This window comes from Pseudarthrobacter sulfonivorans (assembly GCF_031454915.1).
Classification (GTDB): Bacteria; Actinomycetota; Actinomycetes; order Actinomycetales; family Micrococcaceae; genus Arthrobacter; species Arthrobacter sulfonivorans_C.
Window position 1 is genome coordinate 116539 of the sequence record NZ_JAVDRS010000003.1, and the last position, 21841, is coordinate 138379.

Genomic DNA, 21841 nt, shown 5'->3' on the forward strand with positions numbered 1-21841 from the left:
CGGCGCTCATCGGACCGGCACCTGAGGGAGGACGGTCAGTGGCAGGGAGGTCCGGAACTGGCCCGGGGTGAGTGGGTCATCGCGTTCGCTCCACGGATCCACATAGCTGTCCACCGAAGCCTGCATGGCCGCGTCCAGCCGTCCAGCGATGCCTTCGGAATCGTCCACGATGACCGCGCGGAGGTGCTCGATGCCCACCCGCGGCACAAAGGCGTAGGTCCGTTCCAGCCAGTTGGCCTGCTCCCGGTAGTACTGCATAAAGCGGCCGGTCAGGAGCTTGACGTCCTGGGGGTCGTCCACCGTGGCCAGCAGGTCGCCCTTGCGGATATGGGCACCCGCCGCACCACCGACATACAGTTCCCAGCGGCCGCCCTCCACGGCCACCACACCCACGTCCTTGACCAGCGACTCCGCACAGTTCCGCGGGCACCCGGACACGGCCAGCTTCAGCTTGGCGGGCGACTCGATCCCCTGGAACCGGGACTCGATCTCGATGCCCAGCTTGGTGGAATCGCCGGTGCCGTACCGGCAGAAGTCTTTGCCCACACACGTTTTCACGGTGCGGAAGCTCTTGCCGTACGCGTAGCCGGAGGGCATGTCCAGGTCAGCCCAGACCTGCGGGAGGTCCTCTTTGGGGATCCCCAGCAGGTCGATCCTCTGCCCGCCGGTCAGCTTGATCAGCGGTACCTGGTGCTTCTCGGCGACGTCGGCAATCCGGCGCAGCTGCTGCACCGACGTGACGCCGCCCTTCATCTGCGGCACCACGGAGAACGTGCCGTCACGCTGGATGTTGGCGTGCACGCGGTCGTTGATGAAGCGGGCATCGCGTTCGTCGATGTATTGGTCCGCGAGCATCATCTTCAGCAGTGAGGCGAGGCCCATCTTCGATCTGGCGTCCTCGGCACTGCCGGGGGCCAAAGCCGCGAACACCTGGGACACGGAGCGCAGACCCTGTTTGCGGATGGCGGCCATCAGGGCCGGCTTGTCCAGCGGAATCCCGGGAACGTAGTAACTGGCGGCCGGGTCCTCCTCCACTGCGCCGTCCGCCGCCCACTCCACCACCTGCTTGACCAGGAGTTTGCAGGAGCCGCAGCCCTTGCCGGCCCGGGTGGCGTCCATGGCACCGGAAACCGTGGAGCAGCCGCCCTTCACGGCGGCCACGAGCGCCCCTTTCGAAACGCCGTTGCAGTTGCAGACCTGCGCGCCGTCGTCGAGCTCGGCCACGCCCACGTCCTCACCCGGCCCGCCGACGTCGAACATCAGCGCGATCCGCTCCTCCGGCAGGGGCAGCCCGCGGTCGTAGGCCTGGGTCAGATAGGCCACCTTCCGGCTGTCGCCCAGCAGCGTGGCACCCACCATTTTGTTGTCGCGGATCACGATGGACTTGAAAACGCCGCGGCTCGGCTCGGAGAAGACAATGTGCTCGTCCGTGTCGAGTTCCGGGCCGTGGAGCCCCATGGAGGCGACGTCCACGCCGGCCACCTTGAGCTTGGTGGCGGTCCGGGAGCCGAGGTAGGCCGAGGACGTGTCGGCGCCGGTCACATGGTTGGCGAGCACCACGGCCTGTTCCCACAGCGGCGCCACCAGGCCGTACACCTCGCCGCGGTGCTGGACGCACTCCCCCACCGCAAAGATGTCGTCTTCGTCCTGGACCATCAGCCGGTCATCCACCACGATGGCCCGCTCCACCGGCAGCCCGCTGAGCACGGCCAGGTCCACGTTGGGCCGGATCCCGGCGGCCACCACCACCATGTCGCAGGCGATGTCCTCCCGGTCCCGGAGGCTGACGCCGGAAACCCGGTCGGTGCCAAGGACGGCCGTGGTGCGGCTGGACGTATGCACCCCGATGCCCAGCGCCTCCACGCTCCTCCGCAGCACCGCGCCGCCGTCGGACGCCATCTGCGCATTCATAAGATGCCCGCCCGAGTGCACCACCTCCACGTCGATCCCGTGGCTTTTCAGTCCGTAGGCCGCCTCGAGGCCCAGGAGGCCGCCGCCGATCACCACCGCCCGCCGGTGGTGGTCCTGCTGCGCATGCTGGACCATCCTGCGCGTGTCATCGATGGTGCGGAAGCCGAAGATCCCGTGTTTCACGGACCCGCCCGGCGTGTAGAGGCCGTCCATCGGCGGCATGTGGGAACGGCTGCCGGTGGCGATGATGAGCGTGTCGTACGGCGTGACCCTGCCGTCGTTGGAGAACACGTGCTTGGTGGCCTTGTCGATCCGGTCAACGCGGACCCCGGCGTGCAGGGTGATGCTGTTCTCGCGGTACCAGGAGAGGGCGTTCAGGAAGATGTCGGCGTCACTTTCCTCACCGGAGAGGACATGGCTGAGCATGATCCGGTTGTAGTTGCCGTAGGGCTCGTCGCCGAACATGGTGATGGTGAACTGGTCCGCGCCGCCCCTGGCGAGGATCTCCTCCACAGCGCGGGCGCCTGCCATCCCGTTGCCCACTACCACCAGCCGACGGCGGGGCGTGCCGCCCAGGTGCCTGCCCTGCGGGCGGTCCAGCACGCTGGTCATCAGTGCTCCACCATGCCCAGGTCCACCACAACGAACCCCGACACCCCGTCCGGAGCAGCGACATGGAGCTCAACCACCGAGCCGCCGTCGATGTCCTCAACCACCCGCAGCGGCACGTGGACCTCGCTCTTGGCGCCGATGGGGAAGTAGCGCATGGGCACGCCGTTCCGCATGAGCACCACCGTTATGAGTTCACTGCTGGAATTGCCGCCCCGGAAGTAGAGCGTCTGGTTGATGATGCCGTCCGGAACGTAATGCGACAGCCCGCTGTGGATGAGGACGGGCTTCTCCAGACCGGTGCCCTCGAAGGGGAAGATGCCCTGTAGGAAAAGGTTCTTGGTGATCACGGACAGATCCTTTCGGCCGGCGGAAAGACTGGCATGTGCCCATCTTCCGCCGCCGATGTTTCCGCCCGCCGGTCAGTGCGTAACTTTTCGCTTACGCAAACCTCACCAGCTTCGGGGCGGCGTCCAGGACTGGCGGAAATGCGTAACTTTTGCCTGTCCTCACGGCGGCAAACCCCGGAAACCCGGGGAAGTCCGCGAGCAGCATGGCTAAAAGTTACGCAATTTGGTTACGTTCGCCCGGGGTCCCCCGGGCTTAGGCCCGGGCCAGCACGCCCTTGTCCATGGAGTACCGGATCCAGCGTCCTGCCTCGTCCGTCCGCGACTTTTCGCTCTTCTTGGCACAGCGGGCAAACCAGTCCCGGAGGGCTCGGTCATGGCTCACCATCACGAGTGTCCCGGTGAAATCCGCGAGCGCCTCTTCCAGCTGTTCCACCAGCACGGGCGCCAGGTGGTTGGTCGGTTCATCGACGATCAGGGTGCCATAGCCGCCCAGCAGGAGCCGGGCCAGCGCGAGCCTGCGCTGCTGGCCCGCGGACAGGCTGCCAACGGGGACGTGGAACTCGCTGGTTCGGAACAGTCCGAGGCGCAGGAGGGCCTCGGCGTGCTCATCGATGTTGCCGCCCAGGCCTGCCACGAAGGCCGGCAGCAGGCGGAGGGAGGGACGCTCCGGCAGTTCGAGCTCCTGCTGGAGATAGCCGATGCGCGCCGGCCGGGCCACGCTCCCCTCGGCCGGCTCCAGGGTGCCGGCGAGCACGGAGAGCAGCGTCGACTTGCCGGCACCGTTGGGGCCGGTGATGAGGATTTTCTCGCCGGCCCAAGCTTCGAAATCCGTGGAGCGCAGGCGGCCGGGGACACTCACGCCGCGGGCCGAGAGGACTGCTGACGCGTGCCAGCCAGCGGAACCCGGATCCAGGGCACCGGGATCCACCGCCCGTTGACCCGTGGCCCCCGGACCGGGACCGGCGGACCCGGCAGCGGACCCAGCTTCCAGAGCCCCCGCGTCCACGGCCAGTTCCGCGTTAAGCCGCAGCGGCACCGGCGGGCGGTCCACCGGACTGGCTTCCAGGCGGCGGAGGCGTTCCTGGGCATTGCGGACTTTGCTGGTGGCCGCCTTTTGCCAGGTGCCGGCCTTGAAATCGAAGCCCATCTTGTCGCCGTCGCGCTTGCGGGCGTACCCCATCCTGTCGGTCACGGTGTCAGCCTGCCGCTGCTCGGCCTCCATCGCGTCAATCCAGGCGTGGTACTGCTGGACCCAGCGCTGGCGTTCGGCGGCCTTCTCGCGGAGGTAGCCGTCATAGCCGTTGCCGTAGCGGGTCACCGCGAGGCGTTCGGCGTCCACCTCAATGATCGTGCTGGCCACTTTGCGGAGCAGCACACGGTCGTGGGAGACCACCACTACGGTGCCGCGGTGGGCCGCCAGCCGGTCCTCCAGCCAGGCAGTTCCCCGCGCGTCCAGGTGGTTGGTGGGTTCGTCCAGGAGCAGGATGTCCGCCGGATCGGCCAGGACGCAGGCCAACGCCACGCGTTCCTGTTCGCCGCCGGAGAGTGAGCCCAGGACCCGGTTCCGGTCCAGGCCGCCCAGCCCCAGCCGGTCCAGTGCGGCCTCCACCCTGGACTCCGCAGCGTACCCCTCGCGCAGCTGGTACTCGGTCTGCAACCGGCCGTAGGTTTCGAGTTCGTCGTCCTCGGCGTCGGCCAGGCCTGCCTCCAGCCGGTCCAGTTCGGCCTCGAGGGCCCGGAGCGAGGCAAGCGAAGCGTCGATGGCGGCGCCCACGGTGAAGGATTCCGGCAGGCCATGGGTCTGGGCGAGGTAGCCTACCCGGCCTTGGCTGGCTACCGAGCCTTCGTTGGGAGCTTCAAGCCCGGCCATGAGCCGGAGCAGCGTGGATTTGCCGGCGCCGTTTTCGCCCACGATTGCCACATGCTCGCCGGCCGTGATGACCAGGTGGATGGCGTCAAGCAGCTGGCGGTCGCCGTAGCCATGGGAGACGGCTGAAAGGCTGAGGTGTTCGGTCACGGAAAGTCCTTGTAATTTGCTGCAGTGTGGCGGCCGGAGCTGACCCGGATGGATCAGGTGATGCTCGACGGCGGCCTTGGATTTGGGGGAACTGTCCGGCGTGGCCGGGCTGCTGCTTAGGACTTCATCGGTCCAGCCTGCCGTGGGGAAGCCCGTCAGTCAACAATGGCGACGGCGACGCAGCAATACCCCAGCCCTTTAGTGGCGTTTGACCCCTCAACACGACTATCGACACCATCGGCGACACCACTATCCACAAGAAAGTATTGCAATGACACCATATTGACGTCATAGTGGTGTCATGCAACTCAATCAGTACGTCACAGCCGTCCAGCACCAGCTGGACGTAGCCGCCGCAGCTGGAGGGCAGGACGCCCTGGCCCTCAGCGAGCGCCTTACCCCGGCCCTCGAATCCAGTCTCCGCCTGGTACTGCTCGAAGCCCTCTCCGACGCCGCCAGCGAGATGACCCTCGAGCTCGCGCCGGCATCGGTGGAGGTCCGGCTGCGGGGCCGCGATCCCGAGTTCGTGGTCACTAATCCGCCCGCCGCCAGCGACTTCGAAGCAGTAACAGCGGGGTCCAGTCAGCACGCGCGCCAGGCCCCAGAAGAGTTCGACGGCGCCAGCTCCTCCCGGACAACGCTCCGGCTTCCGGATCACCTCAAGCAGCAGGTTGAAGAGGCCGCGGGCCTCGAAGGGCTCTCCGTAAACTCCTGGCTGATCCGGGCAGTGGCCGATGCCCTCACCGGCCGCAACTCAACACAACGCTCAGCACGCCGGGACCCCGGCGAGCAGACCTTCACAGGATGGGCCCACTAATGAACACCTTCCAGACACCCCAGCCAATCGCCGTCGTCGTGGACGTTTCTGTCCGCGCCGACATCCGGGTCGTCGCGGCCAACCGCGAGGACACGGTGGTCAATGTGCAGCCCCGCGATGCCACCCGCGCCCTCGACGTCAAAGCGGCCGAGCAGACCACCGTGGACTATGTAGAGGGACGCCTGCAGGTCAGGCTGCATCCCCTGCGCCGCTACAGCTGGTTTGGCGACGGCGGGGCAGTGGACATCACTGTGGACGTGCCCATCGGCTGCAGCCTGGAGCTGAAGTCCGGCATGGGTGACCTCCACTGCGAGGGCGAGTTCAGCTCGGCCGACCTGAAGACCGACATGGGCCACATCCGCATCGACCATTGCACGGGCCTCCGGGCCCACAGCGGCATGGGCGATGTGACAGTGGAACGCGTGGCGGGCCGGGCCGAGGTCAAGACCGGCTCAGGCAAGATCCGGATCCGGGAGATCGACGGGGTTGCCAGCATCAAGAACGGCAATGGCAGCACGCACATTGTGGACACGGCAGGCGAGCTGCGGGTCAGCGCCGCCAACGGAGACGTGGCCCTTGAGCGCGCCGGCGCAACCACAACCATCAAGGCCTCCAACGGCGACATCACGGTGGGCGAGGTCAGCCGCGGGACCCTCACCCTTCAGACCGCAGCGGGCTCGCTGGCCATCGGCGTCCGCGAAGGAAGCGCCGCGTGGCTGGACCTCAGCACGAAGTACGGCCGCGTCCGCAATGGACTGGACGCCACCACCGGGCCCGGAGAGGCGGACGCCAAAGTGGAGATCCGTGCCCGCAGCGCCTACGGCGACATCACCGTGCGCCGCTCCCCCGTCCCCACCAGGTAGAGAACCAACCAGATAGAAATCCATCCCACTCAGGATCCACCCCAGTAAGCAAAGGAAGAGCCATGGCAACCACGGCATCCGCGGCGATCACGGCCGCCGGTTTACGCAAGGCATACGGCAGCAACCAGGTCCTCGACGGCGTTAACCTCACCGTTCCGGCGGGAACGGTCTTCGCTCTCCTCGGTCCCAACGGCGCCGGCAAGACCACCATTGTGCACATTCTCTCCACCCTGATCCGCGCCGATGGCGGGGACGCCGCGGTGGGAGGTTTCGACGTCGTACGCCAGGTCGATGAGGTACGCGGCAGGATCGGCCTCACCGGGCAGTTCTCGGCGGTGGACGGCCTTCTCACCGGCGAGGAAAACCTGGCGCTGATGGGCAGGCTCCACCACCTGCCGCCGGCCGAGGTCAAGCGGCGCACGGCAGATCTCCTGGAGAAGTTCGATCTCGTGGAGGCTGCCCGGAAACCGCTGGTCACTTACTCAGGCGGCATGCGGCGGCGGCTCGACCTCGCCATGACGCTGATGGGTGATCCGGGGATCATCTTCCTGGACGAGCCAACAACGGGCCTGGATCCGCGCAGCCGCCGCACCATGTGGGAGATCATCCGCCGCCTTGTTTCCCGCGGCGTCACCATCTTCCTGACCACCCAGTACCTCGACGAAGCCGACCAGCTTGCGGACAAAATCGCCGTGCTGGACCAGGGCCGGATCGTTGCCGAGGGCACGCCGGCCGAGCTGAAGCGGCTGGTGCCCGGCGGGCACATCCGCCTCACCTTCGGTGACCTGGCCGCGCTGGAGCGCGCCGCCGTCGTCCTCGGTCCTGAAGCCCGCGACGACGACACCCTCACCCTGGATGTCTCCGGCGACGACGGCGTCCGGTCCCTGAAGGACGTGCTGGACCGCCTGGAGGGCGCGGCCATCGACGTCAGCGACCTGTCCGTCCACACACCGAACCTGGATGACGTCTTCCTCGCCCTCACCAGCCAGAAGGAGAACGTACGATGAGCACCCTCGGCTATGCAGTCAGCGATTCGACCACCATGCTGCGCCGGAACCTGAAGCATGTGGTCCGCTACCCCTCGATCCCGCTGTTCGTGGCGGGGACGCCGATCGTCTTCCTGCTGCTTTTTGTGTACGTGCTCGGCGGGACGCTGGGTTCGGGGCTGGGCGGCACGCGGGATGACTACCTCGCGTACATCGTGCCGGGCGTCCTGATGCTGACCCTCACCGGGAGCGCCACGGGCACCGCAATCTCGGTGGCCACGGACATGACGGAGGGCATCGTGGCCCGTTTCCGCACCATGTCGATATCGAGGGGCGCCGTTCTCACGGGCCACGTCCTGGGCAGCCTCATCCAGACCATGGCCGCCATGCTGCTGGTGGCCGTCGTGGCCGTGCTGATCGGCTTCCGGCCCACCGGTTCGCCGGCGGGATGGCTCGGAGCCTTGGGCGTGCTGACGCTCATCGCCTTTTCCGTGACGTGGCTGTCCGTGGCCATGGGCATGAACGCCAAGAGCATCGAAACGGCCAGCAACCAGCCCATGATCTTCCTGCTGCTGCCGTTCCTGGGCAGTGGGTTCGTGCCCACCGATTCCATGCCGGACGTCCTGCGCTGGTTCGCCGATGTGCAGCCGTTCACGCCGTTCATTGAGGCGGTGCGCGGGCTGCTGATGGGGACCACGGTTGAAGCCGGCACGATGCTCGCCACCGTGATCTGGTGCGCCGTCCTCAGCGTGGCCGGGTATGCGTGGGCGCTGTGGCTCTACAACCGCAGGTCCGTCCGGGCCTGACAAAAGCAACGCGGGGTCACTTAATGCCCGATTTTCCCCTCGGATTGGGCATTGAGTGACCCCGCGTTGCTGTGGACGCTTGGTTACGCGACCTGTAGTGCGGCTGCCTTCTTGCGGCGGGCCTTCGCCAGGCGCGTTCCGATCAGCCCCTGCCGCGGGCTGAACAGATAGACGACGGCGAACACGGCGCCTTGGGTGAGCACCACCATGGCGCCGGAGGCGGTGTCCAGGTAGTAGCTGAAGTAGATGCCGGCGATGGAGCAGACGGCCGAGACCACCGGGGCAATCACCAGCATGCGGGAGAAACGGTCGGTCAGCAGGTAGGCCGTGGCGCCGGGGATGATGAGCATGGCCACCACCAGGACCACACCGACGGTCTGCAGCGCCACCACGGACGTCAGCGCAAGCAGTCCCAGGAGCAGCGCCCCCAACCGCTTTGGCGAAAGTCCGATCGCATGGGCGTGCGTGGGGTCAAAGGCGTACAGAGTGAGATCGCGGCGCTTCAGGATCAGGATGGCAAAGGCCACGACGCCGAGGACCAGCACCTGGATCAGGTCCGGGATGCTGACGCCCAGGAGGTTGCCGAAGATGATGTGGTTCAGGTCCGTCTGGCTGGGGGTGACGGAGATCAGCACCAGGCCCAGGGCAAACAGCGAGGTGAACACAATGCCGATCGCGGCGTCCTCCTTCACCCGGCTGGTGTTGCGGACCACCCCAATCAGGGTGACGGCGATCAGCGCGAAGACCAGTGCGCCGAGTGCGAAGGGTGCCCCCACAATGTAGGCGAGCACCACGCCCGGCAGCACGGCATGGGAGACGGCGTCGCCCATCAGGGACCAGCCGATCAGCACCAGCCAGCAACTGAGCACGGCACAGACGACGGCCGCGAGGGCGGTGGTGATGATGGCGCGGACCATAAAGTCGTAGCTCAGGGGCTCAAGCAGGAATTCCATGGCTCAGCGCTCGCTCTCGTGGCCGGCGGCGTGGGCAGGGGCGGGCGGCGCAGGGGCATGCGCATGGGCCTCGGACCGCGTAGGGCGGTGCCTGTGGCCGGGCTCTTCTGGAAGGTCCCGGTTCAGCACGTCCAGGCCGAACGCCATGGCCAGGTTTTCCGGCTGCAGGACCAATTCCGGGGCGCCGTGCATCAGGACGCGGCGCATCAGGAGCACGGCTTCGTCGCACAGTTCGGGGAGGGCGTGCAGATCGTGGGTGGAGATCAGGATGGTGCAGCCGTCCGAGGCGAGTTCGCGCAGCAGCCGGGTGATGGTGGCTTCCGAGCGCTTGTCCACACCGGCGAACGGCTCGTCCAGGAGCATCATGGTTGCGCCCTGGGCGATGCCGCGGGCCACGAATGCCCGCTTCTTCTGGCCGCCGGACAGCTGGCCGATCTGCCGGCCTGCAAACTCGGACAGTTCCACCCGGTCCAGCGCCTCATCGACGGCGGCACGGTCGGCCTTGGACGGGCGGCGGGTGAAGCCCTGGTGCCCGTAGCGGCCCATCATCACCACGTCACGGACGGACAGCGGGAACTGCCAGTCCACGTCCTCGCTCTGCGGCACGTAGCCGATCCCGCCCTCCTTGCGTGCCTTGGCGGGTGACTGTCCGCCGATCAGGACGCGGCCGGCGTCGGGCTTGATCATGCCCATGATCACCTTGAACAGGGTGGATTTTCCCGAGCCGTTCATGCCGATCAGGCCGCAGATCCGGGCGGCGTCCAGGGTGAGGGAGGCGGAATCGAGCGCCAGCACCTCGCCGTAGTGGACGGTGACGTTTTCGACGAGGATGGCGGGGGCGTTCATGACTTTGCCTGTCCTGAAGTGGAGGCGCTTGCGGTGGCGCTTGCCGAGGTGCCGGTCAGCGCTTTGGTGATGAGGTCGGCGTCGTGCCTGATCAGGTCGAGGTAAGTGGGCACGGGACCGTCCGCCTCGGACAGCGAGTCGACGTAGAGGACGCCGCCGAACTTCGTCCCCGTGGCCCCGACCACCTGCTGCATGGGGGCGTCCGACACTGTGGATTCACAGAAGACGGCGGGGACCCGGTTGGTCCTGACATACTCGATGGCGCGGGTGATCTGCTGCGGCGTGGCCTGCTGCTCGGCGTTGACGGCCCAGATGTAGACCTCGCGGAGCCCGGCGTCGCGGGCCAGGTAGGAGAAGGCGCCCTCGCAGGTCACCAGGGCGCGCTGCTTCTCCGGCACGCCGGCCAGGCTGGCTTTCATCTCGTCCTGCACAGCCTGCAGCTCGGCCTTGTAGGCGTCACCGTTGGCCTGGAATGCCGCGGCGTTGTCCGGGTCCAGTGCGCTGAAGGCCTTCACCATGTTGTCCACATAGATCTGGACGTTCACCGGCGACATCCAGGCGTGCGGGTTCGGTTTGCCCTGGTAGGAGTCCTCGCTGATGGACATGACCTCCACACCGTCGCTGACCACGGCATGCGGCACGTCCAGACCCTCCACGAACTGCCCGAACCACGCTTCGAGGTTCAAGCCGTTATCCAGGATGAGGTCCGCCTTGGAGGCCTTGCGGATATCGCCGGGGGTCGGTTCGTAGCCGTGGATTTCCGCGCCCGCCTTGGTGATGGACTCCACCGTGAGCTTGTCGCCCGCAACGTTCCGCGCCACGTCAGCCAGGACCGTGAAGGTGGTCAGCACCACGGGCTTCTCGCTGTCTCCGTTGCCCGAGGCGTCACCCCCGCAGGCAGAAAGGGTGAGGGACAGGAGGACGACGGCGGCGGCACCGGCAGCGCGGGACGCTGCGGTTCGCGGCGTGAGGGTCCGGGCGGCTACTTTGGCGCACCGAAACAGAAAGTTAGGCATACCGAATATTCTACGGGACGCCGAACTGGCCCCGCAATGTGACGCTGCCCGCTCCTCGCTCCCAACTGGGTAGCGGGCGATAGGCTGAACCCATGGCCACAACACACCGGCGACCACCCGCTCCGCAGCCGGAGCTGTACCGGATTTCCGCCCTCGATTTCACCGCTGTCGGCCTGTACGTGGCCGCAGCTGGACTCTTCGCCGTCGCCGGTGAACTGCTCGCCCCGTTCCTGCGGCAACTGGCACCCAGCCCAGCCGCGGCGTCGTACGGAGTGAATCTGCTCTTCTATGGGTCCGTCGGGATCCTGGCCGTGATCGCCGCCCGCCGGGTCGTGGCCAGGGACCTCCGGGTGCTGGCCACCCGCCCGTGGTTCACGCTCATGATGATCCCTGCCGCGGTGATAGGCATGATGATCCTCACCGCCATCGTGGTCACGGCGGCGGGCGGCGTACAGACGTCCGCGAACCAGGCCGGACTGCAGGAGCTGATGCAGCAGGTCCCCGCCTGGCTCATGGTGCCCGTGGTGGTCATTGTGGGCCCGTTTGTGGAGGAGTACATCTTCCGGCACCTGCTGATCGGCAAGCTCAGCCGCCGGCTCAACATCTGGCTGTGCTGCGCCCTGTCCGTGGTGCTGTTCGCCGCCCTCCACATCGTGGGCCAGGAAGCGATCACCCTTCCGGCGCTGCTGCCCTACCTGGCCATGGGCGCCACCTTGGTGTTTGTGTATATGTGGACCGGCAAGAACCTGATGTTCGCCTACTTTGTGCACGCGGCGAAGAACCTTCTGGCCGTGGTGTTCATCTACGCCATCCCGCCGGAGCTCTTCGAGCAACTCCAGCAGGTCCAGCCCTGACTCACTGCAACGCGGGGTCGCATGAGGGGGCTGTATAACCTATCCATCAGCCCGCCGCCGCGCGTAGGTTGAGGGGATGGGACTGAAGATCCAGATCGTGGTGGACAGCAAGAACCCGCACGAGCTCGCTGACTGGTGGGCGGAGACCCTGGACTGGGCCGTGGAGCCGCAGGACGAGGGGTTCATCCGCTCCATGATCAGCCAAGGCTACGCCACGGAGGCGGAAACCCTCACCCACCATGGCAAACTCGTGTGGCGGACAGGACAGGCCATCCGGCCGGTGGAGGAACTCGAGGCAGCCGCACCTGCCCACCGTGTCCTGTTCCAGGCGGTCCCGGAAGGAAAGACCGTCAAGAACCGCGTCCACTGGGACGTCCGGCTGGACGGGCGGGACAAGGAAGAAGTCAGGAAGCAACTGGAAGCCCGCGGGGCCACCTTTCTCTGGACCGCCAACGAAGGCCCGCACGAATGGCACACCATGGCCGATCCGGAGGGCAACGAGTTCTGCATCAGCTGAGCCGATTACTAGACTTGTCCGGTGAGCAACCAAATTCCCGCCAAGGTGTCCGACGTCTTTGACCCCACCCGCTGGCGCACCGTCTCCGGCTTCGAAGATTTCCAGGACATGACCTACCACCGGCAGGTTGAGCGGGTCTCGACAAGCTCGACCACCGGGACGGGCTCAACAACGGGGACTGAAACGGAAACCAGGGACCTGCCCACCGTCCGGATCGCGTTCAACCGCCCCGAAGTCCGGAATGCGTTCCGCCCCGGCACCGTGGACGAGCTGTACCGTGCCATGGACCACGCCCGCATGACCCCTGACGTCGCCACCGTCCTGCTCACCGGCAACGGCCCCTCCCCCAAGGACGGCGGGCACAGCTTCTGCTCCGGCGGGGACCAGCGGATCCGCGGCCGTGACGGCTACCGCTATGCCGACGGCGAGACCCAGGAAACCATCGACCCCGCCCGCGCCGGCCGCCTCCACATCCTGGAAGTCCAGCGGCTCATGCGCACCATGCCCAAGGTGGTCATCGCCATCGTGAACGGTTGGGCCGCCGGCGGCGGGCACTCCCTACACGTCGTCTCGGACCTGACCATCGCGTCCCGCCAGCACGGCAAGTTCAAGCAGACGGACGCCACGGTGGGAAGTTTCGACGCCGGTTACGGCTCCGCGCTGCTGGCCCGCCAGATCGGCCAGAAGTCCGCCCGGGAAATCTTCTTCCTGGCCCGCGAGTACTCGGCCGAGGACATGGTCCGGATGGGTGCGGTGAACGAGGCCGTGGACCACGAACGCCTCGAGGAAGTGGCCCTGGAATACGCCGCGGACATCGCCCGCCAGTCACCCCAGGCCATCCGCATGCTCAAGTTCGCCTTCAACCTCGCCGACGACGGCCTGGCCGGCCAGCAGGTCTTCGCCGGCGAAGCCACCCGGCTGGCCTACATGACGGACGAGGCGGTGGAAGGCAAGGAAGCCTTCCTGGAGAAACGCGACCCGGACTGGTCCCGCTTCCCCCACTACTTCTAAGGCAGGACGGCACATGAACATCGGACGCCAGCACATCGGCCCCCTGGATATCGAACCGGCGCTCACCGCCCTGGCCGCCGCCCTGCGCGGTGAGGGACCCGCCGTCGAACTGTCCGTCAGCCCTGACGGCGAGCTGGTGGTGGGGCATACCGAGACCCCGGGCTGCGACGACGCCGTGGCGGTGGTGCGCACGTCCGGCTCGACGGGCGCGCCGAAGGCCACGGTCCTGACCGTCGAGGCGCTGGCGGCCTCCTCCATGGCCACAGCGATGGCCCTCCAGGGCGAAGGCCAGTGGCTGCTGGCCCTGCCGGTGCAGTACGTGGCAGGTGTGCAGGTCCTGGTGCGTTCGCTGTTCGCCGGCACCCGGCCGTGGGTCATGGACATGTCCGGCGGCTTCACGCCCGCCGCGTTCACGGCCGGCGCCCTGGAACTGACCGACAAGATCCGCTTCACCTCGCTGGTGCCCACCCAGCTGCAGCGCCTGCTGGACTCGCCCTCGCCGGATACCTTGGCCGTGCTGCGCCGCTTCGACGGCATCCTGCTGGGCGGGGCACCGGCGTCGGCCGGACTCCTGGAGGCCGCCCGCGAGGCCGGGCTCCGGGTCGTCACCACCTATGGCTCCGCCGAAACCTGCGGCGGCTGCGTGTACAACGGCGTGCCGCTGACCGGGGTGGAGGTCCGGATTGCCGAGGACGGCCGGATCCTGCTGGGCGGCGACACCGTGGCCGCCGGATACCTCGACGCGCCCGAAAGCACGGACACGTTCTATGAGGAAGACGGCGTCCGCTGGTACCGCACCAACGATCTCGGCGCCCTTGATGGGGACGGCCGGCTCACCGTGCTGGGCCGCGCCGACGACGTCATCATCACCGGCGGCCTCAAGGTCTCCGCCGCGCATGTGCAGGAAGAGCTGGAAAAGTCCGACGGCGTCGCAGCGGCTTTTGTGGCCGGTGTCCCGTCCGCTGAATGGGGCCAGGCCGTGGCCGCCTACGTGGCGCTGGCCGGCGCCGACGTCGCCTCCCCCACCGGGGATCACGCCGTCGTGCTTGAAGAGGACTGGCACCAGCGGCTGGGCCTGCTGGCCCCGAAAACAGTGCTCGCCGCCCCGGAGCTGCTGATGCTTCCCAACGGCAAGCCGGACCGGCTGGCAATGATCGAGCGGCTCAACTCCCTGCACCAGGGAAAGTAGAGTAGAGCTGCACCGGCGGCGCGTCAGCGGCCTGTGCGCAACCGTTTCACCGTTCTCCCCAACCCAACGAGGTACTCACCGTGGCCACAGCCGCACAATGGATCCAAGGCGCCCGCCTCCGCACTTTGCCGGCCGCCATCGCACCCGTGCTGATCGGCACCGCCGCGGCCTACGAGCTGGATTCGTTCCGTCCCGTGAACGCCGTGCTGGCCGCCCTGGTGGCGCTCCTCCTGCAGGTCGGGGTGAACTACGCCAACGACTACTCCGACGGCGTCCGCGGCACCGACGAGGACCGTGTTGGTCCGCTGCGGCTGGTGGGCTCCGGTGCGGCCAAGCCCGAGCACGTCAAGTATGCGGCGTTCGGTACGTTCGCGCTGGCCATGCTGTTCGGCCTGGCGCTGGTGGTGATCACCCAGAGCTGGTGGCTGATCCTGGTGGGAATCGGCTGCGTGATGGCCGCCTGGGGCTATACCGGCGGCAAGAACCCGTACGGCTACATGGGCCTGGGTGACGTCTTTGTGTTTGTCTTCTTCGGCCTGGTGGCAACCCTCGGCACAACTTACACCCAGGCCGGGCAGGTCAGCCTGCCTGCTGTCATCGGCGCGATTGGTACCGGCCTGATTGCGTGCGCCCTGCTGATGGCCAACAACGTCCGCGACATCCCCACGGACATGCAGGCCGGCAAGAAGACCCTGGCCGTGCGGCTGGGGGACAAACACGCCCGCGAAAGCTACGTGCTGATGCTTGCCGTGGCCATCCTGCTGGTGGTGATCCTTGCGCCCGGGAGGCCGTGGATACTGATTGTCCTGCTCCTCATCCCGGCCTGCCTGATGCCCGCCTGGCTGATGATCAACGGGCGCAAACGCAAGAGCCTGATCCCCGTGCTGAAGCAGACCGGCCTGATCAACCTCGGCTACAGCCTGCTGTTCTCACTGGGACTGGTGCTCAGCCACGGAATCTAGGCGTCGGGAGTCTTCGGTGTGCTGCTGCGGATGGTGACGTCGGGGTTGGCGTCTGTGAGGCTGTCCTCGGCGTCCGCGTCGGCGGCCTCGCCGGCGTTGCGCACCGGCTTGGTCTTGCCGGTGAACCGGTCATGCAGGGCGGCGGCAGCGTCGTCGCGCTGCTTCTGGAAGAACAGGTAGCTGACCGCGAAGGCGATCAGCGCCGCGCAGACGACGGACAGCAGCGCCCCCAGCTGCAGGAACATGAACAACACAAAGAGCGGCGCAAACAGCGCCAGCCGGATCAGGGAGTATTTCAGGAAAGCCACCATCCAAGTTTAGCGGCCCCGCCTGAACGCCGATGGCGTGCGAACGATAGACTTAATGGCATGCTCTTCCGTGTGGCTCTGGCCGTGGCAGTACTCGTCATCTTTGTGTATGGATTGGTGGACGTGATCCGTACTGACGCCCGCCTGACCCGGGGCATCTCCAAGCCGGCATGGATCATCGTGATGATTGTGCTCCCGGTGATCGGCGCCATCCTGTGGCTGCTGATCGGACGTCCCCGGAACACGGCTCCCGCCCGCCGGACATACAGCGGTCCCACCGCCCCGGATGATGATCCTGATTTTCTCCGGAACCTGGAGGTCCGCCGCCGGAAGCAAGCCGAAGCCGCCCGCCTCAAAAAGCTCAAGGATGAGCTGGAGGCAAAGGCCGAGGACGGTCCTGCCGGCGCCGGACCGGACAGCACAGGAGACGCGGACACCCGTGACACTGGCGACGTGAAGTAGGACCTATGCCACAGCACCCCGACGGAGAATCCCAACTGCCAGTTGGCTCCGCCGAGGCTGCCACGCCCCCTCCTCCCCCGCCGCGGCCTGGCCTGTCCTACTCCCGCCCAGCGCCCATCGAGGTTATTCCGCCAACACCCAGCAGCGTCAGGGTGGCCCGGGCTTTCTGGCTGTCCGGCTTCGCTGCCGGACTGGCCGTCATTGTCGGGTCCTTCCTCACCCGCGATTCCCACCTGGACCGGCTCCGCACCGTAGTGGACCAAATGGCCCCGGGCGGGAATGCCGATGCTGTGACCACGTCCACCGCGGTCGTTTTCTGGGGCAGCCTCAGCCTCCTGCTGCTGCTGATCGTGCTCCAGGCGGCCCTGCTGTCCGCTGTCTCCGGACGCCGTGGCTGGGCCCGCTGGCTGATGCTTCCGCTACTGGCAGTCCAGGTGGCGGCGATGGCCGTGACGTCAGTTTTCCTCGTTCCCGAGGGCGACGCCGGCAGCTACGTTTTAATCCTCTGGGGCGCCCAGTTGCTCCTGGCCTTCGTCGGCTGGCTGGCGCTGCTGATGCCGTCAGCAGGCAGGTAGTTCAAGTCGCGGCGGGACGGGCCACAGGGCTTCACCCCGGCGCGTTAGTAGGTGCGGCTTCCGTGGGGCCCGCCGTTGGAACCCGCCGTCACGCAGGTTGCCAGTGCAAATGCAGCCCGGCAGCCTCAGCCAGGACGCCTTCACAGCTGCGCACCACCACGCGGCAGGCGTCCAAAGCCGACCGGTCCGTCAGTGGATTCTCAGACACCAGCCGCCACCGGTGAAGGATCCGGTGGGCCTCGGCGCTGATCTCTTCAGTGGATGCCTCCGTCTGCAGACCCAGCCGCGCGTGCGCTGCCACACCCTCGCCGCCAATAATCCGCTCCGCCTCTGCAGCCAGCTCGTGCCTGAGCGTGACGCCCGTTGTCCGCAGCGCGGCCAGCAGGCGCAGTTCCCGGAACTCGTGCGCATTAATCTGGAGTCGTTCCAGGGCCGCGGCCAGATGTCCGGCTCCTGCCCGTGGTGAGCTGCGGAGCAGGGATTCCACGCCCACCAGGGCGGTGCGGGCCTTGAGGGCATCAGCGCGGGCATGAAACTGTCCCTCGAGCATGGTCAGCAGCGGGTCCAGCCCGCTGCGCCGGGCAAGCTCGTGCGCCAGCGGTGTGGGGTCCGTGAAGCCGGCCCGGATCAGCACAACCCCCAACCGGATCCCAAACAGCCCGAACCGCGCCAGCAGCTGCTCCCTTGCCTCGGCGGTGAGGCCTTCCGGGACGGCGGCCCGCAGGAACCTGTCCGCGGATAGCAGCAGCCGTTCCCGGTCCGGCCGGTCCATGGCGGAAAGGAGTGCCAGCGATTCATAGTCGGACTGGCGCATGCTCCGGGCACTCTGGGCCAGCAGACCTGCCACCGGGACCACCCCCAATGCCAGCTTGCGCAGGCTGGGGTCCCGACGGTACCGCTCGGCGATGTCCCCCGCCGAAAGCAGGGAATCGATCCGTCCTGCGCCAATTTCGTCGGCCCGGGACAGCACTGCCAAGGCGTTGACGGTGCCGGAGCGGCCCGCTTCGGTGTCCTTGAAGGACTCCAGGAACCGCAGATCGGCGGCGTGCATGTGCCGCATCAGGTAGACAACCGCGTCCGCTTCGGAGGGTGAGTCTGCTGGCGTGAGGAAACTGACGGAGCGGGCAGACACATCCTCGGACAAGGACGCGATGCCCGGGGTGTCGATCAGGGTGACATTCCGCAGGCTCTCCGACGGCCACTCCACGACCAGCCGTTCGACGTCCTCCGCCCGGTCCCTGCCCAGATCAAACACGAGCCGCCCGTTGGCCCGCTTCAGGGGCAGCAGACGGGATCCGCCTGCCACGGAATGGAGCGTGATGCGGGGTGTATGGGCGAACCGGTACCACGTGACGATCCGCGTGCATTCGCCGGTGTCCGTGGGGGCGATCTCTTCTCCGATGATGGCGTTCAGCAGGGTTGATTTTCCAGCTTTCACCATTCCTGCGACGGCGATCCGCAGGGGTTCGGCCAGCCTCGCGGCGTACCCTTCAAGAGCCGCCACCGCAGCGGGATCATCGCGGTAGACGGCAAGGGCTTCCTTGATCAGGTCGGACACTCCCGCGACCGTCGGCGCCTTCATCGGACTGCCACCACCGCCGGTGCCCGCAAAGGCGTGGATGCGGGCCCATGAGCAGGCCTGGCCGGCGGTTCGCTGCCTGCCAGGGCCTCGGCGGCCTGGTGCAGGGCGTCCACGCGCTTGAGCCCGGCCTTGATGTCCCGGATCCGCATGTCCTTCTCCAGCTTGTACGTGGTGGCTGCCTTCTGCGCGGCCGACACGGAATCCGAGAGCGAGCGGTGGTGCATCTCGGCAATTTCGGTGAAGTGGTCACGGGTGGACCGCTGGACCAGCCGAAGCCTGTCCTTGAGCTGCTTGCCCACCTGGAAGACCACATCGTCCAACTGGCGGCGGACCAGCGCCTTGGCTTCTGCCTGCCGGCGCTTGAGCCTGGCTTCCTTGTCCTCCCGGTAGGCTTTGCGTCCCAGCAGCAGCCCGGCCCCCACGGAGAGTGGATTGATCAGGGCCATGCCGAAGAGCCCCGTCAGGAGGCCGAACATCAGGACGCCCCCGTAGGAGCCCCGCATGCCGATCAGGACCTTCTGCATCGGGTTGATGTGGCCGTCATCCATGCCGGGCATGTCGTCCACGGGATCCAGGGCGTCCCCAGTGTCGGAGACGCGCAGGACGGGAAGCGCCACCTCGTCTTCCGAAAAGTGCTCCGCCACTTGCGATGCCAGCCATTGCGACCGCTCGCTGGTCCAGACGAATGTGTCCGAGATGGCGGCTGCGGTGCACTCTTCCAGCCATTTGGTGAATGCAGTCCAGGTGGGACCCGGATCGCCCTGGTCAATCGCCGTTTCAGCATCGCGCTGGATCCGCCGCAGACGGTCCCGCAGGTCGTACTCCATATCGGCAATCAAATCGCCGATGCCGTCGTTGAGCGTGATCTGCCAGCGGGCGGAACGTTTGCGGAGGTCATCGGCCTCCACCTTCGCTGCCTCGAGGCCCGCGATCATGGCCGGGGTGCCCGCAGGGTCCTCCAGCGCCGCCAGTTCCGACTGCAGGGACAGCCGAAGGTTGTCCGAGACAGAGAGGAGATCCTGGCCCACTGAGCGCCGCTGGATCCGTTCTGCCTTCCCCACAATTTCATTCCGGAGATGGCCGATCAGGGCGGGGAAGCCCGATTCGTCGTTCAGTTCCCCGTCCCGCAGCCGGCTGGCTTCGAGCCTGAGATCTGAGGATACCGGGATCAGCGGAATGTCCGGCGACACCTGGGAAAGGTGTCCGCGGTCCAACTCGGCCACCCTGCGCCATTCCGGGTAGAGGTCCGTCTTGGACAAGACACCCACCACGCTCGGCGTGATCCGCATGGCCTGCTTCAAGAACCGGATCTCCGGCTCGGTATATTCCTGGGACGCATCCGTGACGAGCAGCATCGCATCTGCCGTAGGCAGCGCCGTCAGGGTAGTCAGCGTATGGGTTGACCCCAGGCCGCCGACGCCGGGCGAATCAACAACGGTCAGGCCTCCGGCCAGGACCTTGCGGGGCAGGAAGACTTCCGCGGCCACCAGCTTCTTGGCGTTGCCGGGATTCCCGCGTTCGGAGACATAGGCAGCCAGGTCAGCGATATTGATGGGAAGGCGCTCAAGTTGCTCATCTTCGCTGGCGTCCTTCTCTGCCCGCGGCAAGAGGACGGACGCCGACGCCGGGTCTCCGTGCCGGACGACGGTTGGCACCGAAGTGGCAATGTCGTCATCGACCGGGCAGACCGGCGCGTTGACCAGGGCGTTGATGAGCTTGCTTTTGCCTTGCTTGAATTCGCCCACCACAATCACGCGGATGCTGGGATCCTTCAACCTGAGAAGGGTCTGGTCAAGGCGCTTCCGCAAGTCGGCTCGCTCGCCTTCGCTGACAATTTCGATGCCCTGCTCAACCAGTTTGACGAGTTGGGCCGAGGTGGCCGGCGCCGATGCCCTCGCCGGTGCTGCGGGGTCTGCCGTCGTTGCCGGACCCGCGGGTCGCTGCGGTTCAACCATTACCAGTCCTTTGGTCAAGTCTCTCGAAAATGGGACGTTGGGGTGGCCGGGAAGTGCCCGGCAGGAGGTTGGACTCCGGCCGGGCCTGCCTGTGTACCCGGGACTGAGCTAGGAGACGATGACCGCTGAACCGTCCTCAGCCTCGGCATCGGTTTCGGTGTTCAACGAATCATTCACAGAGTTGTCAACCTCCGCCGTAAACGAATCATTCACAGAGTTGTCAACCTCCGCCGTAAACGAATCACTCACAGAGTTGTCAACCTCCGCCGTAAACGAATCACTCACAGAGTTGTCAACCTCCGCCGTAAACGAATCACTCACAGAGTTGTCAACCTCCGCGTTCAGCGAATCATTCAGGGAGTTGTCCGTCTCGGAGTTATCGTTCAGCGAATCATTCAGGGAGTTGTCGGTCTCGGAGTTATCGGTGTTACCGACATTCCGGAGGTCAGCATCGATGTCGACGTCGGTGTTGAAGGAGTCCTCGACGTCCGTTTCCTCGTTCTCTACGTTGGCGTCACGGCCGGCATCGATGGAGTTGTCCGTCGAGCTGTCATTCGAGTTGTCCGTGTTGTAGGAGTCCTCGACGTTGTTGGAGTCCTCAATGTCGACGTCATCGCCGGCAGCAACTGCCCTGTCTCCGGACGCGACAACGGAATCGTTGTCGAACCACTGCTCGACGTCGCCTTCGGCCCAGATGTTCTGGTTGACCGACTGGTCGGTGATGGTATCCCGGTCATCCACTGATGTCTCCCAGGAGTAGTTGTTCACCACGTTGTGCAACTGCTGGACGGCATGGTCATGGTCGTCGTCATGGTCGTCGTCACGGTGGCCATGGCCGCCGCCGTGGGGAGGGGTAACGGCCACCCCGCCGCCGGTTTCTGCCCTGTTGCCGCCGGTGTTGTAGGAACGGTCGAAGGAAGAGGCGTTGATGGGTGCGAAGTCCAGGATGACCGGCATGGCCGCGTCAACGTCCGAGGAGCAGACGCCGCCGAGGCCAGCGTCGTCCAGGGCGCGCTCTGGATTGTCAAGGAACTCCTTTGCTGCCTGCTGGTTTCCGAAAAGGCTCATCAGGAACAGGACGAGGTCGTTTGCGAGGGTAGGCATTTGGTGGTCCTCAAATCTTCTCTGAGTTGTGGATAGCCCGGCTTCATCGCCGGGCCTGCATCAACCGTAAGATCCCACCCATGGACCCGGCATCGGGTCGTTTCCCCCTACTGGCTGGACCCCTGCCGGGGATCCACGGCCCGTGCCG

Annotated in this window: 21 protein-coding genes; 11 read left to right on the forward strand and 10 right to left on the reverse strand. The window is 66.5% G+C overall.

What is annotated here, in order from left to right; translation table 11 throughout:
* Positions 1-6: 6 nt before the first annotated feature.
* From nirB to J2808_RS08475, 3 genes are all read right to left on the reverse strand, one after another.
* Positions 7-2523: a nitrite reductase large subunit NirB gene (gene nirB / locus J2808_RS08465; RefSeq protein WP_309814583.1), complete on the reverse strand. Its 2517-nt coding sequence runs from the start codon at positions 2521-2523 to the stop codon at positions 7-9.
* A complete protein-coding gene (locus tag J2808_RS08470) occupies positions 2523-2870 on the reverse strand; it encodes a molybdopterin oxidoreductase (protein WP_309814586.1) in 348 nt (115 codons plus the stop codon). The genes nirB and J2808_RS08470 overlap by 1 nt, the downstream gene beginning before the upstream one ends.
* 253 nt (positions 2871-3123) lie before the next feature.
* Complete coding sequence (locus J2808_RS08475; RefSeq protein ID WP_309814589.1) at positions 3124-4887, reverse strand: ABC-F family ATP-binding cassette domain-containing protein; 1764 nt, start codon at positions 4885-4887, stop codon at positions 3124-3126.
* A gap of 301 nt (positions 4888-5188) precedes the next feature.
* Here J2808_RS08475 and J2808_RS08480 point away from each other — a divergent pair, with 301 nt between their 5' ends.
* The 4 genes from J2808_RS08480 (at position 5189) to J2808_RS08495 (ending at position 8359) form a co-directional block, all read left to right on the forward strand.
* Positions 5189-5704 (forward strand): histidine kinase, encoded by a 516-nt coding sequence (locus J2808_RS08480; RefSeq protein WP_309814592.1) that lies wholly within the window; start codon positions 5189-5191, stop codon positions 5702-5704.
* Positions 5704-6567: a DUF4097 family beta strand repeat-containing protein gene (locus J2808_RS08485; protein WP_309814595.1), complete on the forward strand. Its 864-nt coding sequence runs from the start codon at positions 5704-5706 to the stop codon at positions 6565-6567. Before J2808_RS08480 ends, J2808_RS08485 begins: the two co-directional genes overlap by 1 nt.
* Before the next feature lie 62 nt (positions 6568-6629).
* A complete protein-coding gene (locus J2808_RS08490) occupies positions 6630-7574 on the forward strand; it encodes an ATP-binding cassette domain-containing protein (RefSeq protein ID WP_309814598.1) in 945 nt (314 codons plus the stop codon).
* Positions 7571-8359: an ABC transporter permease gene (locus J2808_RS08495; protein ID WP_309814602.1), complete on the forward strand. Its 789-nt coding sequence runs from the start codon at positions 7571-7573 to the stop codon at positions 8357-8359. Before J2808_RS08490 ends, J2808_RS08495 begins: the two co-directional genes overlap by 4 nt.
* 83 nt (positions 8360-8442) lie before the next feature.
* Here the strand turns inward: J2808_RS08495 and J2808_RS08500 are convergent, their stop codons facing one another.
* The 3 genes from J2808_RS08500 to J2808_RS08510 are packed head-to-tail and all read right to left on the reverse strand — an operon-like array spanning position 8443 to position 11174.
* Entirely contained in the window at positions 8443-9312 is an 870-nt protein-coding gene (locus J2808_RS08500; RefSeq protein WP_309814605.1) for a metal ABC transporter permease, read from the reverse strand.
* A 3-nt stretch (positions 9313-9315) separates the two neighbouring features.
* Positions 9316-10158: a metal ABC transporter ATP-binding protein gene (locus tag J2808_RS08505; RefSeq protein WP_309814608.1), complete on the reverse strand. Its 843-nt coding sequence runs from the start codon at positions 10156-10158 to the stop codon at positions 9316-9318.
* Positions 10155-11174 carry a metal ABC transporter substrate-binding protein gene (locus J2808_RS08510; protein ID WP_309814610.1) on the reverse strand — a complete coding sequence of 340 codons (1020 nt, stop codon included), beginning with the start codon at positions 11172-11174 and terminating at the stop codon, positions 10155-10157. The genes J2808_RS08505 and J2808_RS08510 overlap by 4 nt, the downstream gene beginning before the upstream one ends.
* Before the next feature lie 92 nt (positions 11175-11266).
* Between J2808_RS08510 and J2808_RS08515 the strand changes: the two genes are divergently transcribed.
* The 5 genes from J2808_RS08515 to J2808_RS08535 all read left to right on the forward strand — a co-directional run bounded on the left by J2808_RS08515 (position 11267) and on the right by J2808_RS08535 (position 15707).
* Positions 11267-12028, forward strand: a complete 762-nt coding sequence (locus tag J2808_RS08515; protein ID WP_309814612.1) for a CPBP family intramembrane glutamic endopeptidase — start codon at positions 11267-11269, stop codon at positions 12026-12028.
* A 76-nt stretch (positions 12029-12104) separates the two neighbouring features.
* Positions 12105-12545, forward strand: a complete 441-nt coding sequence (locus tag J2808_RS08520) for a VOC family protein (RefSeq protein ID WP_309814615.1) — start codon at positions 12105-12107, stop codon at positions 12543-12545.
* Between the two features lie 21 nt (positions 12546-12566).
* Positions 12567-13556 carry a 1,4-dihydroxy-2-naphthoyl-CoA synthase gene (locus tag J2808_RS08525; RefSeq protein WP_309814618.1) on the forward strand — a complete coding sequence of 330 codons (990 nt, stop codon included), beginning with the start codon at positions 12567-12569 and terminating at the stop codon, positions 13554-13556.
* Positions 13557-13569: 13 nt separating this feature from the next.
* Positions 13570-14745, forward strand: a complete 1176-nt coding sequence (locus J2808_RS08530) for an AMP-binding protein (RefSeq protein WP_309814621.1) — start codon at positions 13570-13572, stop codon at positions 14743-14745.
* An 80-nt stretch (positions 14746-14825) separates the two neighbouring features.
* Entirely contained in the window at positions 14826-15707 is an 882-nt protein-coding gene (locus J2808_RS08535) for a 1,4-dihydroxy-2-naphthoate polyprenyltransferase (RefSeq protein WP_309814623.1), read from the forward strand.
* On the opposite strand, the gene J2808_RS08540 is transcribed toward J2808_RS08535, so the two are convergent.
* Entirely contained in the window at positions 15704-16015 is a 312-nt protein-coding gene (locus tag J2808_RS08540) for a DUF4229 domain-containing protein (protein ID WP_309814625.1), read from the reverse strand. The genes J2808_RS08535 and J2808_RS08540 overlap by 4 nt on opposite strands.
* A gap of 60 nt (positions 16016-16075) precedes the next feature.
* Between J2808_RS08540 and J2808_RS08545 the strand changes: the two genes are divergently transcribed.
* Both J2808_RS08545 and J2808_RS08550 read left to right on the forward strand, forming a co-directional pair.
* Positions 16076-16477, forward strand: a complete 402-nt coding sequence (locus J2808_RS08545) for a PLD nuclease N-terminal domain-containing protein (protein ID WP_309814629.1) — start codon at positions 16076-16078, stop codon at positions 16475-16477.
* Positions 16478-16482: 5 nt separating this feature from the next.
* Complete coding sequence (locus tag J2808_RS08550) at positions 16483-17052, forward strand: hypothetical protein (RefSeq protein WP_309814631.1); 570 nt, start codon at positions 16483-16485, stop codon at positions 17050-17052.
* 88 nt (positions 17053-17140) lie between these two features.
* Here J2808_RS08550 and J2808_RS08555 read toward each other — a convergent pair whose 3' ends face one another.
* The 3 genes from J2808_RS08555 to J2808_RS08565 all read right to left on the reverse strand — a co-directional run bounded on the left by J2808_RS08555 (position 17141) and on the right by J2808_RS08565 (position 21693).
* Complete coding sequence (locus tag J2808_RS08555; protein ID WP_309814634.1) at positions 17141-18634, reverse strand: dynamin family protein; 1494 nt, start codon at positions 18632-18634, stop codon at positions 17141-17143.
* Positions 18631-20589, reverse strand: coding sequence for a dynamin family protein (locus tag J2808_RS08560; protein ID WP_309814637.1), 1959 nt, complete (start codon positions 20587-20589; stop codon positions 18631-18633). The genes J2808_RS08555 and J2808_RS08560 overlap by 4 nt, the downstream gene beginning before the upstream one ends.
* A gap of 108 nt (positions 20590-20697) precedes the next feature.
* A complete protein-coding gene (locus J2808_RS08565; RefSeq protein ID WP_309814640.1) occupies positions 20698-21693 on the reverse strand; it encodes an IniB N-terminal domain-containing protein in 996 nt (331 codons plus the stop codon).
* Positions 21694-21841: the final 148 nt, after the last annotated feature.